Source organism: Micromonospora sp. NBC_01392, from assembly GCF_045040125.1.
Taxonomy (GTDB): Bacteria; Actinomycetota; Actinomycetes; order Mycobacteriales; family Micromonosporaceae; genus Micromonospora.
On the sequence record NZ_CP109549.1, the window covers coordinates 6,655,536 to 6,669,669 of the forward strand.

Below are 14,134 nucleotides of genomic sequence, written 5' to 3' on the forward strand. Positions count from 1 at the left end.
AACGGGTAGGCGGATTCCGACCAAAAGTTCCCACCGGCGAAGAACGCCCGACGGGGATCAGCAGCCGCAGGCGCCGCCGCAGCAGCCCCCGCCGGCCGGCGCGGGTGCCCCGCCGGCCGGGCCGGAGCCACCCCGGCCGGTGAACGCCACGGTGGAGAGCAGCTTCACCGTGTCGGCGTGGCCCTGCGGGCAGGTGGCGGGCCGGGCGGCCTCGGCCATCGGGCGGTTGACCTCGAAGGTGTCGCCGCAGGCGCGGCAACGGAATTCGTACCGGGGCATGCGTACAGCGTACGGCCGGGCCTGACGATGTCGCACGGATGGGTGATACTCAACGGGTGGTGGACGGCGAACGGCGAGCGACGGCCCGGCCCCTGCGACCCGCCGCGCCGCCCGACGGCGGCGCCGGGCCGGTTCCCGGCCCACGGCGCGGCGAGCCCGCCCCACCCGCGAAGCCGGCTCCGCCGGCAGATTCCACCGCGAAGCCCGCCAGGGCGGCGGAGGCGGAGCCCGCCAGGGCGGCGGAGGCGGAGCCCGCCAGGGCGGCGGAGGCGAAGCCCACGCCCGATGCGACGCCTTCCCCCGAGGTGACGCCCACGACCGGGGCGACGTCCGCGACCGGGGCGAAGTCCACGACCGGGGCGGCCTCCGCGTCGGGGGCGACGTCCGATCCGGTTGCCACGCCGGCAACCGGGGCCGCGTCCACACCGGAGCCCGGAGTGCCGAAGGCCGGCGGTCGGCGGCGGCGGATGCCGTTCGCGCACGCCGGCCCGGTCCGGCCGGGGCAGCTCGCCGCGGGCGCGGCCCGCGCCACCCGGGACTGGTCACGCCGACCCAGCGGGCGCACCACGTTGCCCGCGCTGTTCCTGCTCGCCCTGGTCGGGGCCGCCGTCGCGGCCGGCGCGGTGCTCGTGCCGGCGGCCGTCCGCAAGCCGGAGCCGGTCGCGGTCGAGGCCACCAGCGCTCCCCCGGTCTACGGCGTGCCGCAGACCGGCGCCGTGCCGGGGCTGACCGGGGCGCCGCCGCCCACCGGCCCGACCGGCCTGCCCGGCACCATCGGGCCGACCGGCACACCGCTGCCGGGCGGGCCGACCGCCAACCCGGTCCTGCCCGGCGGTCGCCCGGCCGACGCGCTGGCCGGTTGGGCGCAGCAGGTCGGCCGCGCCACCGACATCCCGACCGTGGCGCTCCAGGCGTACGGCTACGCCGAGCTGGTGCTGGCGCAGACCCACCGCAGCTGCCAACTGAGCTGGACCACGCTCGCCGCGATCGGCTTCGTGGAGTCCGGGCACGGCTCGGCCAACCAGGCCAAGCTGGGCGCGAACGGGGTGGCCGTGCCGGAGATCCTCGGCGCGCGGCTCGACGGGCAGGGCGGCCGGTCCCGGATCCTCGACACCGACCAGGGTCTGCTCGACGGCGACAAGGAGTTCGACCGGGCGCTCGGCCCGATGCAGTTCATTCCCAGCACCTGGCAGGAGATCGGCGCGGACGCCGACAACGACGGGGTGAAGAACCCGCACGACATCGACGACGCGGCACTCGCCGCCGGTGAATACCTGTGCAAGGGCGGCCGGAACATGACCATTCCCGGCGACTGGTGGGGCGCCATCCTCTCCTACAACGACGTTCGCCGGTACGCGCAGGACGTCTTCACCAAGGCCGACGAGTACGGGCGGCGCAGCGGCACGTGACGTGACGGCGCGCGTACATTCGCGGACTCAACCCTTCCGTCTAGCTGCGGTTGACGGCAAGCTGTACGGGTGATGGTGCGCGAGTGGGACCCTCGGACCGCGTCGTCCGCCGAGATCGCGTCGCTGCTGGACACGCTGAACGCGGTCCTGGCGGCGGATCTGCCCCAGGATCCGCCCTGGCAGGCGAACTCCCTGCGGGAGTACCTCTCCGAGGTGATGCCCGGCGAGCGGCGGATCTCCTGGGTCGCCCAGGACGACCCGGCGCCGGACGGCACGCCCGGTGCGATCGTCGGGCACGTGCACGTGCTGCTGCTCGGCGGCATCGGCGTGCTGGAGGTGCTGGTGCATCCGACGCTGCGTCGCACCGGGATCGGCCGTGAGCTGGTGCGGGTGGCCGCCCGCCGGGTCTGGGACGAGGGCTTCCAGTCGATCGGCGTGGAGGTGGTCGGCGGCACCCCGGCCGTCGCGTTCTACGAGGCGCTCGGTTTCACCAGGGAGTACGTCGAGACCCGCAGCGTGCTCGACCTGGCCGCGGTGGACTGGCCGGCGCTGACCGAGATGGCCGCCGAAGTGGGCGCGGGCTACCACGTCGAGTTCTGCCCCGGCGGGCCGCCGGACGAGCTGATCGAGCCGTACGCGCGGGCCAAGGCCGAGGTGCGCGACGCCGACGACGGCGAGCTGCGCCCCAGCTCCTACGATCCGGAGCGGCTCCGCGACAGCCTCGCCACGTTGCACCGGCGGGGCATGAAGCCGTACATCGTGCTGGCGCTGCACGAGCAGACCGGAGAGGTGGCCGGGCTGACCGAGGTGGTGGTGCCGGCGCAGCACCCGACCCGGGCCGACCAGTACGACACCATCGTGGTCCGGGACCACCGCGGCTACGGCATCGACCGGGCCATCAAGGCGCGGATGCTGCTGGAGCTGCGTTCGGCCGAGCCCGAGCTGACCGAGGTGCAGACCTGGAACGCGCAGGCCAACGAGTCGATGCTGAAGGTCAACGCGGAGCTGGGCTACCAACCCGACCGCGACTGGTGCGAGTACGGCGTGGACGTCGCCGAGCTGGTGCACCGGCTGGACCCCCACCGCTGACGCCTGTTCACCAAACGGCTGCCCGGGGGATGGACGCCGGCCCGCCACGACCCTTAACGTGCGTTAGTTCCCGCCCACCCATCGTGGAGGCTCCATGCGCCCGTGCCGCACCTTAGCCGCGCTCGCGACCACCGCGGCCGTGTCCGTCACGGCCATCGGGATCGCACCCCCCGCGGCCAGCGCCGCGCCCACCGACCTGTTCATCTCCGAATACGTCGAGGGGTCGTCCAACAACAAGGCCGTCGAGCTGTTCAACGGCACCGGCGCGCCTGTCGACCTGGCTGCCGGCGGCTACCAGCTCCAGCTCTTCTTCAACGGCGCCAGCACCTCGACCAACGTGGCGCTGACCGGCACCGTCGCCGCCGGGGACGTGTTCGTCTTCGCCGCCGCGTCGGCCGCGCCGGCGATTCTCGCCCAGGCCGACCAGACGTACGGCGGCGCGCTGTTCAACGGCGACGACGCGATCGTGCTGCGCAGGGGCGAGACGGTGGTCGACTCCATCGGCCAGGTGGGCGTGGACCCGGGCACCGAGTGGGGCAGTGGGCTCACCAGCACCGCCGACAACACGCTGCGCCGACTGCCCTCGGTGAGCGCCGGCGACACCGACCCGGCCGACCCGTTCGACCCGGCCGCCCAGTGGGCCGGCTACGCCACCGACACGTTCGACGGGCTGGGCAGCCACACCGTCGACGGCGGCGGCCCGGTCGACCGGCCGGCGACGCTGACCTGCGGCGGCGCGCTGACCCTGGAGGCGGGCGCCACCGCCACCCGCGAGGTGACCGCGACCGACGTCGACGACACGATCACCGACCTGGCGGTCACCTCGGTCGTGCCGTCGCCGGCGAGCGGCTCGATCAGCCGTACCGCGTTCACGCCGGCGACCGCGACCGGCGGCACCGCCACCGCCACGCTGACCGCGACCGGCCTGCCGGCCGGCGCCTACACGGTCACCGTGACCTCGACGGACGCCGAGGGCGGCACCGCCACCTGCACGCTCACCGTGCAGGCGACAAGCGTGCTGTCGGTGGGCGAGGTGCAGGGCCGCACCGCCGACGACGAGAGCGGTCGCACCGACCGGTCGCCGTTCGCGCCGGCCACCGGCAACGGCACCAGCACCACGCTGTACGACGTGCGCGGCGTGATCACCGGCAAGTCGCTGACCCGCACCTCGGCCGGGGCCGACCAGTGGGGCTTCTACCTCCAGAGCCGGCTCGGCAGCGAGGACGGCGACCCGCTCACCTCGGACGGCATCTTCGTCTTCATGGGCTCGTTCACCACGCTGATCGGCGGCTACGCCCCGACCGTCGGTGAGGAGGTGGTGCTGCGCGGCCGGGTCTCCGAATACTTCAGCCAGACCCAGCTCTCCGGTGCCTCGCTGGTCCGCAAGCTCGACTCCGGGCTCGACGTGGACACCGCGGTCCGGGTGGTCGACGCGGTCCCGCCGGCCGAGGCGGACGCCGCCGACCTGTTCTGGGAGCGGCACGAGGGCGAGCGGGTGCGGGTCCGCGCCGGCAGCGGTGTCTCCGCGCCCCGGCACATCTACTCCTCCACCGCGGACTCCGAGATCTACGTGCTGGACCGCGAGGACCCGATCATGAAGCGGTCCGACCCGTACGCCCGCCGGGTGTTCCGGGACGCGCACCCGCTTGACGACATCCCGGGCACGCTCTTCGACAACGGCAACAACCAGCGCATCCTGCTGGGCGCCGGTGGGGTGAAGGCGACCGCCGGTGACTCCGGCGCGCTGCTGCCCGAGGCGCGCACGTTCGACACGCTGACCGAGGACGCCTTCGGCTCCGTCTCGTACGCGTTCAGCAAGTACAGCGTGCAGCCCGAGCAGCTCACGCTGACCGGTGGCGCGGACCCGGCGGAGAACAACCCGCCGCAGCCGGCGGACCGCAACGGCGAGGTCGCGGTCGCCACCTACAACGTGGAGAACCTGTACGACTACCGGGACGACCCGTTCGACGGCTGCGACTTCGCCGGCAACAGCGGATGCCCCGGGGTCAGCCCGCCGTTCGACTACGTGCCGGCCAGCCCCGAGGCGTACGCCGCCAAGCTGGCGACGCAGGCCCGGCAGATCGTCAACTCGCTGCACAGCCCGGACCTGATCCTGGTGCAGGAGGCCGAGGACCAGGACATCTGTTCGGTGGTCGACGGCAGCCTGGCCTGCGGTGACACCAACAACGCCGACGGCGCGCCGGACACGGTGCAGGAGTTGGCGCTGGCCGTGGCGGCAGCGGGCGGCCCGGCCTACGCCGCCGCGTACGACCGGACCGGTGCGGACGCCCGGGGCATCGCCTCGGCGTTCCTCTACCGCACGGACCGGCTGACGCTGGCCCAGGCGACCGCCACCGACCCGCTGCTGGGTTCCGCGCCGACCGTGCAGTACCGCTCGGCGGCGCTGCCGTCCAACGCGGACGTGCAGAACCCGAAGGCGTTCAACGCGGTGCTGCCGGACGACGTGGACCGGTCGACCGGGGTGGACGGCAGCAATGTCTACACTCGCGCGGCGCAGCTCGCCCGGTTCACCGTGCGGGCCGCGCCCGGCTCGGGCGAGCGCTTCACGCTCTGGGCGGTCGCCAACCACTTCTCCTCCGGGCCGGACAGCCGGGTCGGGCAGCGCCGCGAGCAGGCCGCGTACGGGGCCGCGCTGGTGCGGGCCGTCGAGGCGACCGACCCGGACGCCCGGGTGGTCTACGGCGGCGACCTGAACGTCTTCCCGCGCCCGGACGACCCGATCGCGACCGGGCAGAACCCGACCCCGTCGGACCAGCTCGCCCCGCTCTACCAGGCCGGCCTGCACAACCTCTGGGACGACCTGGTCGCGGACGCCCCGGCGGCGGCGTACTCGTACACGTTCAGCGGGCAGGCGCAGACGCTCGACAACATGTTCGTCAACGACCCGATGCACGACGACCTGGTGCAGGTGCGGACGGCGCACATCAACGCCGACTACCCGACCGACGCCGCGGACCTGGGCGACCGGGGCGCCAGCGACCACGACCCGACGGTGGCCCGGTTCCGCTCCCGCGCCGCGTTGCGGGTGGCCGACACGTCGGTGACCGAGGGCGACAAGGGCACCACGACGATGACGTTCACCGTCACCGTGTCCCGTCCGCTCTCCGAGCCGGCGCTGCTCTGCGCGGCCACCTACGGCACCACGGCCCAGGCCGGCGCGGACTACGACCCGTACGTCGGCTGCCGGGTGCTGGCCGCCGGCCGCACCTCGCTCGCCTTCCCGGTCACCGTGCGCGGCGACCGCAAGCGCGAGGCGAATGAGCAGCTCACGCTGTACGTGGCAGGCGTGCCGGGGCTCCGGCTCACCGACCCGTCCGGCGTCGGGACGATCCTGAACGACGACTGAGCGGTGTTCCGCGCTGCGGCCCGTCATCCGGCTCTCCAGCCGGGCGGCGGGCCGCTGCGGTGTCCGCGCCGCTGCGGGTCGGGTGGGGGCGGCACGTTCCGGTACTTGGCCACCCGCACCTCCCACTGGCTGCGCCGCCGCAGCGCGTCCCGGACGGCGCGGTCCCGGTAGAACGTCTCCGGCGGCCGGGCCAGCCCGTAGATGTCGGCCCACCACTCCCCCGGCTCCGGGTCGGTGACCACGTCGAGGTGGGACGGGTATCGGCGCTCGGCACCGTCGCGCAGGTCGGCCCGGTCCCGCATCGGCTTGAGCACCGTGCCGGCCTCGTCGACGACGACCAGCCGGAAGCCGGCGACGCTGAGGATGCGCGACAACATGGCGACGCTGGGCACGAGCGTGCCGGCCTCGATCCGCCCGACGGTGGTCGGGTGCACCCGGGCGAACCGGGCCAGCTCACGTTGGCTGGCGTCGGCGCGGCGGCGAACCGCGCGAACGATCCCGGCCGCCGGGAAGGGGATGTCGAACGGCTCGGTGAGCAGCGCCGCCGAGCCGCCCTCGGGCGCGTGGGCGTCCTCTCGCGCGTGGTCGTCCTCTCGCGCGTGGCCTTCCCCGGGTGCCGTGGCTGCTTCATTCGCGCCGGGTGTCGCGGCCGCCGCGGGAGGGCTGTCGCCGGGTTCTGTCACCCCGCCACATTCGCGCCTCCTCGGGAGCCCGGCAACCCCCGCACTTCCCGCTGTGGAAAACCCGCCGGCCGGCGCTGACAGCCGCTATGCAGCCTGGCGAGCTGCGCGCGCCACAGATACGGAAAGTAATTATCACGATGAGTGACGGCAGTCACTGGAGGTATCACAATCTTCGGGCCAATAAAGTTACCAAAACGGGCATAAGCTGGCCGCTGGCGCTCATTGACAGTGCTACTGCCCTCGCCTTTGCTTTGCAGCCACGGAGTCAGCGGTAACAAACTGTGCCCGATGCGCCATTGGCTGCAGAGCAAAGGCGCGCGAGGGCACGACCTAAGGGGGACGGAAATTTACGCTCCGTAACCAGGGAGGTTCGTGACATCCCACGGAACGGCGAGCAGAGCGGGAGCCGCACCGAGCATGCGAGGCGTGGGCGCGGGCGTGGGGGTGGGCGCGGGCGCGGAGCAGGGGGATGCGCCGGCTCCGGGGTCACAGGTCGCAGAGTCGGCGGCCGGAGCGGATGTCGTCCAGCGCGGCGTGCAGCTCGGCGATGCGTCGCTCGGCCTCGGCGGTGAGCCCGTCGTGCAGCCGCTGCCAGTCGGCGAGGTCCGGCTCGGGCGGCAGCGCCGCGAGCAGGTCCCGGATCTCACCGACGCTGAGGCCGATCCGCTGCGCCACCCGGGCCACCCGCACCCGGCATGCCGCATCGGGACCGAACCGGCGCTGGTTGCCGCTGGTCCGGCTGGCCGCGATCAGGCCCTGCCGCTCGTAGAAACGGATCGCGGAACCACTGGCCCCGGCCTCCCGCGCCACCTCGCCCACCGTCAGCATGCCCACGACACTCCCCCGGAACGGCTTGACTTCAACATTTGTTCAAGTCTTAGCGTCCCTCACATGACGACGCAAGAACTGCCGCTCACCCTTGCCGTGCTTGTCGCCAGCGTCCGCCGGCCCCGGATGGGTCGGTTGATCGCCGACTGGTTCGTCGACCACGCCGACCGTCGCGGCGGCTTCCGGACCGACCTGATCGATCTCGCCGAGGTGCCGCTCCCGCTGGCTGACACGCCGCCCGGCGGCAACCCGGCCAGCCCGATCGCCGGTCGCCTCGACGCCGCCGACGCCTTCGTCGTGGTCACGCCGGAGTACAACCACAGTTTCCCCGCGGCCCTGAAGAACGCCATCGACTGGCATCACCGGGAGTGGGTGGCCAAGCCGGTCGGGTTCGTCTCGTACGGCGCCGGCTCGGGCGGGATCCGCGCGGTCGAGCAGCTCCGACTGGTCTTCGCCGAACTGCACGCCACCACCACCCGCACCGGCGTGGTGCTCACCGCGCCGTGGGACCGCCTCGACCAGCAGGGCCGGCTCGTCGACGACGGTCCGCTGGGGCGGGCCGCCGACGGGACGCTCGACGAGGTGGGCTGGTGGGGCGAGGCGCTGCGCGCCGCCCGCAAGCGCCGGCCGTACGGTCAGTAGCGCTCGCGGAGCAGCTGGGCCGCCTCGACCGCCCAGTAGGTGAGGATGATCTGCGCGCCGGCCCGGCGGATCGAGGTGAGCGTCTCCAGCATCGTCCGCTCCCGGTCGATCCAACCGTTGGCGGCGGCGGCCTCGACAGTCGCGTACTCCCCGGAGACCTGGTAGGCGGCGACCGGGACGTCCACCGCGGCGCGGACCGCCGACACCACGTCGAGGTAGGGCAACGCCGGCTTGACCATCACCATGTCGGCGCCCTCGGCGATGTCCAGCTCGACCTCGCGCAGCGACTCCCGCAGGTTCGCCGGGTCCTGCTGGTAGGTGCACCGGTCGCCGTCCAGCGCCGACTCCACCGCGTCCCGGAACGGGCCGAAGAAGGCGGAGGCGTACTTCGCGGCGTACGCGAGCACCGAGACGTCCTGGTGCCCGGCGGCGTCCAGGGCCCGGCGGACCACGCCGACCTGCCCGTCCATCATCCCGGACGGCCCGACCACGTGGACCCCGGCGTCGGCCTGGGCGACCGCCATCTCGGCGTACGCGGCCAGCGTGGCGTCGTTGTCCACGCCGCCGTCCGGGGTGAGCAGGCCGCAGTGCCCGTGCGAGGTGAACTCGTCCAGGCAGAGGTCACCCATCACCACCGTCGAGTCACCGACCTCGGCGATCACGTCCCGGATGGCCACGTTGAGGATGCCGTCCGGGTCGAGGCCGCCGGAGCCGGTCTCGTCCCGCGTCGCCGGCACCCCGAACAGCATGATCCCGCCGACCCCGGCCTGGACCGCCTCGACCGCCGCCTTGCGCAGCGAGTCCCGGGAGTGCTGGAGCACCCCCGGCAGCGACGCGACGGCCCGTGGCTCGGTCAGCCCCTCCTTGACGAACATCGGCACGACCAGCTCGGCCGGGGCGACGCGGGTCTCGGCGACCAGCCGCCGCACGGCCGCGTTGCGGCGCAGCCGGCGGGGCCGGATCTCGGGGTACGGCATGGGGGTGCCTCCTGTCAGCGGAACCTCAGGGCGGTCGGGCCCTGCACCTTCGAGCCGCGGCGCTGCTTCGCCGGCATGGCGGCGAGCTTCTCGCGCAGCTCGACGGCGTAGGCGGCGAGCGCCTCCACCAGGTCGGGCACCGAGGCGTGCGGAGGCTGCACGTCGACCCGCAGGCCGAACTCCGTCGCGGTCTCCGCCGTCTTGGGCCCGATGACAGCAACAACGGTACGGGCGTGCGGCTTCCCGGCGATGCCGACCAGGTTCCGGACGGTGGAGGACGAGGTGAAGAGCACCGCGTCGAACCCGCCCGACTTGATCGCGTCGCGGATCTCGGCCGGCGGCGGCGCGGCGCGTACGGTGCGGTACGCGGTCACGTCGTCGACCTCCCAGCCGCGCTCGGTGAGCCCGGCCGCGAGGGTCTCGGTGGCGATGTCGGCGCGCGGCAGCAGCACCCGGCCGACCGGGTCGAGGATCTCGTCGTGCGGCGAGAACTCGGCCAGCAGGCCCTCGGAGGACTGCTCGCCGGCGGGGACCAGCTCCGGCTGGATGCCGAACGCGCGGACCGCGTCGGCGGTCGCCTCACCGATGCAGGCGATCTTGACGCCGCCGAAGTGCCGGGCGTCCAGCCCGTGCTCGCCGAACTTCTCCCAGACCGCCCGGACCGCGTTCACCGAGGTGAAGATCACCCAGGCGTACCGGCCGTCGACCAGGCCCTTGACCGCCCGCTCCATCTGGGCCGGGGTACGCGGCGGCTCGACCGCGATGGTCGGCACCTCGCACGGGATCGCCCCGTACGCGCGCAGCCGCGCGCTCATCGCGCCGGCCTGCTCCTTGGTGCGGGGCACCAGCACCTTCCAGCCGTACAGCGGGCGGTTCTCCCACCAGCTCAGCTTGTCGCGGTCGCTGACGCCCGCGCCGACGGTGAGCACGACGCGGCCGGTGAAGCCGAGCGCCGCCGCGACGAACGAGTCCACGGTCGACGTGGTGGTGTACTGCGTCTCGCCGGTGCCGTCGCCGGTCACCCCGACCCCGGTGGTGCCGTCGACACCGGCGGCCAGCAGCCCGTCCCGGACGGCGGCCAGGTCACCGGCGTCCACGGCCAGCGCCAGCGAACCCCGGCCCACCGCGGTGGCGAGCGCGTCGAAGTCCAGCGTGTTGACGTCCTCGACGTCGGCGGCGGTGCGCACCCCCGGCAGCGGGACGCCCGCGTAGGTGGCGACGCCCTCGGCCTGGCCGACGCCCGGCACCACCTCGAAGTGCGCGGCGGTACGCGCCACCGCCTGCACCTCCTTGACCACCGAGTCGTGGCCGAACGGGTCGCCGGCCACCAGGTGCACGGCGTTCTGCCCGGAGCGGGCCGCGGAGATCAGCACCTTCGCCACGTCGCCGGGCACACCCTCGGCGGGGCTGAACTCGGCGTCGGGCCGGGCCTGGGCGCGGACGTGGGTCAGCAGCGACTCGGGGACTCCCCGGTCGTACACCACGTGGTCGGCCTCGACCAGGGCGTCGAGCGCCCGGCGGGTCAGCAGGCCCGGGTCGCCGGGGCCGGCCCCGACGAAAGCGATCCGGCCTACGGGCTTACGGGTGCGGGTCATTCTGTGCTCCCAAGTTGCTGGGTCCCCGGGCCGGCGTGTCCTTCTTGGCCGAGGATCGAGTCGGCGCCGAGTTCGAGGAGTTCGGCGGCGAGTGCCTTGCCGATCTCCGCCGCGTCGGCGGGCGTTCCGGTGCGGGACAGTCGGAGGTCACGGGAACCGTCCGGGCTGATCACCGCACCGCGCAGGTAGATCTCCTCACCGGTCTCACCCTCGGCGAGTTCGCCGTAGGCGGCCACCGGTGCGCTGCACCCGGCCTCCAGGGTGGCCAGCAGCGCCCGTTCCGCGGTGACCGCGGCGCGGGACGGTGCGTGGTCGAGCCGCGCGAGCAGCTCGACCAGCTCGTGGTCGTCGGCCCGGCACTCGACGGCCAGCGCGCCCTGGGCGGGCGCGGGCAGCATGAGCATCGGGTCGAGCGTCTCGGTGATGACGTCGGCGCGGCCGATCCGGGTGAGCCCGGCCCGGGCCAGCACGACGGCGTCGAGGTCGGCGTCCGGGCCGAGCACCCGGCCGAGCCGGGTGTCGATGTTGCCCCGGATCGGGGTGACCTCGAACTGCATGCCCAGCGCGTGCAACTGGGCGATCCGGCGCAGCGCGCCGGTGCCGATCAGCGCGCCGGGCGGCAACTCGGCGAGCGTCCGGCCGCCGGTGGCGACCAACGCGTCGCGCGGGTCCTCCCGGGGCGGCACGGCCGCGATGTGCAGGCCGGGCGCCGCCGCGGTGGGCAGGTCCTTGTACGAGTGGACGGCGAAGTCGATCTCGCCGGCGGTCAGCGCGTCCCGCAGCGCGGAGACGAAGACGCCGACGCCGAGCCGCTGCACCGGGGCGGTGGAGCGGTCCCCGGCGGTCACCACCTCGACCAGCTCGACCGGGCGGCCGGTGGCCGCGGTGAGGGCCTCGGCGACGTGGCCGGACTGGGCCAGCGCCAGGACGCTGCCCCGGGTGCCGAGGCGCAGGGGGGCGGTCATCGCGCACCTCCGGTGGGCGGGACGTCGGCGGCGTCGAAGGACGGCCGGCCGTCGGTGTCGGTGGCGACCACGTCGGGGACGGTGTCGACCGGGGACGTCTGTGGCACCTCCAGGTCGAACAGCTCGCGCAGCAGGGCCGCGTACTGGTCGCCGCCGGGCTCGGCGGCGAGCTGGCGGACCCGTACGGTCGGCTGGTGCAGCAGTCGCTGCACGACCCGGTGCACGGTGCGGGCCACCTCGGCACGCTGGTCGTCGCTGAGGTCGGGGCGGCGCTGGCCGAGCCGGCGCAGCTCGGCGGTGACCACGTCGTCGGCGCGCCCGCGCAGCGCGGCCACGGTGGGCGCCACGTCGGCGCCGCGCAGCCAGGTCAGGAACGCCTCGACCTCACCGGCGACGATGCGGGCCACCTCGGCGGCGTCGGCGGCGGCCGGCCCGTCGGCGAGGACGGCGGCCATCCGGTCGATGTCGATCACCTCGACGCCGGACAGCTCGGCGACGCCGGCCTCGACGTCGCGCGGGACGGCCAGGTCGAGCAGGACCAGCGGGCCCCGGTCGGCGTCGCGGCGGGCCAGCGCCCGGGTCACCACGTCGTGGGTGAGCACCGGCTCGGCGGCGGCGGTGGCGGCGACCACGATGTCCACCGTGGAGAGCGCGTCGACCAGTTCGGCCATCGGCACGGCGGTGGCGCCGTACGACTCGGCGAGCCGGACCGCGCGGGCGGCCCCCCGGTTGGTGACGGTGAGCGGGCCGGCGCCCAGCCGGGACAGCGTGGCCACGCTCAGCGAACCCATCGCCCCGGCGCCGACCACCATGGCGGGTCGGCCGGTCAGGTCGCTGTCGAGCAGGCCGGCGGCGAGGTCGAGCGCGGCGGTGACCACGCTCTGCCCGGCCCGGTCGATGTTGGTCTCGGCGTGGGCCCGCTTGCCGACCCGCAGCGCCTGCTGCATCAGCTCGTGCAGCAGCCGGCCGGCGGAGTCGGCGCCGCCGGCGCAGTGGTAGGCGTCGCGGAGCTGACCGAGGATCTGCGCCTCGCCGACCACCATGGAGTCCAGCCCGGCGGCGACCCGGAAGACGTGGTCCACGGCGGCGGCGTCGTAGTGCACGTACAGGTGCGGGGCGAGCGCCGCCGGCGGGCAGCCGGCCTGCTCGGCCAGGACCGCGCAGATGTCGCCGAGCCCACCGTGGAAGCCGGAGACGGCGGCGTAGACCTCCACCCGGTTGCAGGTGGAGACCAGCACGGCCTCGGCGACGTACGGCTGGGCGACCAGCCGGTCCAGCGTGCGGGTGAGATCCGCGGGTGGGACGGCCAGTTGCTCCAGGACGGCGACCGGGGCGGTGCGGTAGGACGCGCCGACGACGAGCAGTTTCACGTGCCGATCGCCTCCTGGGTGTCGGTGGTCGCGAGCCCGCCGGGCAGGGCGGTGAGCGCGGACCCGCCGGTGGCGGGCAGCGCGGTCAGCGACGCCTTGCGGTGCTCGTGGAAGGACAGGATCTGCAGCTCGATCGCGAGGTCGACCTTGCGCACGTCGACCCCTTCCGGGACCGAGAGTACGCACGGAGCGAAGTTGAGGATGCTCGTCACGCCGACGGCGACCAGCTCGTCGGCGACCGCCTGGGCGGCCGGCGCCGGGGTGGCGATCACGCCGATCGAGATGGTCTCCTCGACGACCACCCGGGACAACTCGTCGACGTGCCGGACGACCAGCCCGTTTATCCGCTCGCCGACGCGGGACGGGTCGGCGTCGAGCAGCGCGGCGATCCGGAAGCCGCGGCTGGCGAAGCCGTCGTAGCCGGCCAGGGCGTGACCGAGATTACCCACGCCGACCAGTGCGACGGCCCGGCACTGGGTGAGCCCGAGCACCGACTCGATCTGGTCGATCAGCAGCGCGACGTCGTAGCCGACGCCGCGGGTGCCGTACGAGCCGAGGTGGGACAGGTCCTTGCGGAGTTTGGCGGAGTTGACGCCGACGGCGCTGGCCAGGCCCTCGCTGGACACGGTCTCGTGGCCGGCTTCGGCGAGCGCGTGCAGCGCACGCAGGTATTCCGGGAGCCGGGACACGGTCGCCTCGGGCAGGTCCGGAAGCGCCGGTACGGCACCGGTGCGGCCGGGCGCGCCAGGGGGACGGTGCTGACTCATGAGACTCCGTGCGGTGCGATCCTCGACCGGCGACGGGGGCCGGCCGTTTCGGGACTCCCGCTGGCGACCGATGTTGCCGGCTGTGCTAGCAGGGCGCGTCGGAACTACAGAGTAGGCGCTTGTGAAGAGGTGCACAAATCGCGATCTTGATGACTCGCGATGC

Annotated in this window: 12 protein-coding genes; 4 read left to right on the forward strand and 8 right to left on the reverse strand. The window is 73.9% G+C overall.

Going from position 1 to position 14,134, the window contains the following annotated elements; translation table 11 throughout:
* Positions 1 to 57: 57 nt before the first annotated feature.
* Complete coding sequence (locus OG767_RS29115; RefSeq protein ID WP_281938278.1) at positions 58 to 279, reverse strand: zinc ribbon domain-containing protein; 222 nt, start codon at positions 277 to 279, stop codon at positions 58 to 60.
* A 38-nt stretch (positions 280 to 317) separates the two neighbouring features.
* Here OG767_RS29115 and OG767_RS29120 point away from each other — a divergent pair, with 38 nt between their 5' ends.
* The 3 genes from OG767_RS29120 (at position 318) to OG767_RS29130 (ending at position 6,144) form a co-directional block, all read left to right on the forward strand.
* Positions 318 to 1,688: a lytic murein transglycosylase gene (locus tag OG767_RS29120; RefSeq protein ID WP_405091332.1), complete on the forward strand. Its 1,371-nt coding sequence runs from the start codon at positions 318 to 320 to the stop codon at positions 1,686 to 1,688.
* A 72-nt stretch (positions 1,689 to 1,760) separates the two neighbouring features.
* Positions 1,761 to 2,777: a GNAT family N-acetyltransferase gene (locus tag OG767_RS29125; RefSeq protein WP_405094340.1), complete on the forward strand. Its 1,017-nt coding sequence runs from the start codon at positions 1,761 to 1,763 to the stop codon at positions 2,775 to 2,777.
* Between the two features lie 94 nt (positions 2,778 to 2,871).
* Positions 2,872 to 6,144 carry a lamin tail domain-containing protein gene (locus OG767_RS29130; protein ID WP_405091333.1) on the forward strand — a complete coding sequence of 1,091 codons (3,273 nt, stop codon included), beginning with the start codon at positions 2,872 to 2,874 and terminating at the stop codon, positions 6,142 to 6,144.
* A gap of 23 nt (positions 6,145 to 6,167) precedes the next feature.
* Here the strand turns inward: OG767_RS29130 and OG767_RS29135 are convergent, their stop codons facing one another.
* Both OG767_RS29135 and OG767_RS29140 read right to left on the reverse strand, forming a co-directional pair.
* Positions 6,168 to 6,827: a multiprotein-bridging factor 1 family protein gene (locus tag OG767_RS29135; RefSeq protein WP_405091334.1), complete on the reverse strand. Its 660-nt coding sequence runs from the start codon at positions 6,825 to 6,827 to the stop codon at positions 6,168 to 6,170.
* A 486-nt stretch (positions 6,828 to 7,313) separates the two neighbouring features.
* Entirely contained in the window at positions 7,314 to 7,655 is a 342-nt protein-coding gene (locus OG767_RS29140; protein ID WP_405094341.1) for a MerR family transcriptional regulator, read from the reverse strand.
* 63 nt (positions 7,656 to 7,718) lie between these two features.
* Between OG767_RS29140 and OG767_RS29145 the strand changes: the two genes are divergently transcribed.
* Entirely contained in the window at positions 7,719 to 8,297 is a 579-nt protein-coding gene (locus OG767_RS29145) for an NADPH-dependent FMN reductase (protein ID WP_405091335.1), read from the forward strand.
* Here OG767_RS29145 and hemB read toward each other — a convergent pair.
* From hemB to OG767_RS29170, 5 genes are read right to left on the reverse strand one after another with little or no spacing between them, the layout of a single operon-like run.
* Positions 8,291 to 9,274 carry a porphobilinogen synthase gene (gene hemB / locus OG767_RS29150; RefSeq protein WP_405091336.1) on the reverse strand — a complete coding sequence of 328 codons (984 nt, stop codon included), beginning with the start codon at positions 9,272 to 9,274 and terminating at the stop codon, positions 8,291 to 8,293. The two genes, OG767_RS29145 and hemB, sit on opposite strands and share 7 nt — an antisense overlap.
* A 14-nt stretch (positions 9,275 to 9,288) precedes the next feature.
* Entirely contained in the window at positions 9,289 to 10,869 is a 1,581-nt protein-coding gene (locus OG767_RS29155) for a uroporphyrinogen-III synthase (RefSeq protein WP_405091337.1), read from the reverse strand.
* Positions 10,866 to 11,834, reverse strand: coding sequence for a hydroxymethylbilane synthase (gene hemC / locus OG767_RS29160; protein WP_405091338.1), 969 nt, complete (start codon positions 11,832 to 11,834; stop codon positions 10,866 to 10,868). Before hemC ends, OG767_RS29155 begins: the two co-directional genes overlap by 4 nt.
* Entirely contained in the window at positions 11,831 to 13,204 is a 1,374-nt protein-coding gene (locus OG767_RS29165; RefSeq protein WP_405091339.1) for a glutamyl-tRNA reductase, read from the reverse strand. The genes hemC and OG767_RS29165 overlap by 4 nt, the downstream gene beginning before the upstream one ends.
* Positions 13,201 to 13,971 carry a redox-sensing transcriptional repressor Rex gene (locus OG767_RS29170; protein ID WP_405091340.1) on the reverse strand — a complete coding sequence of 257 codons (771 nt, stop codon included), beginning with the start codon at positions 13,969 to 13,971 and terminating at the stop codon, positions 13,201 to 13,203. Before OG767_RS29170 ends, OG767_RS29165 begins: the two co-directional genes overlap by 4 nt.
* Between the last annotated feature and the right edge of the window lie 163 nt (positions 13,972 to 14,134).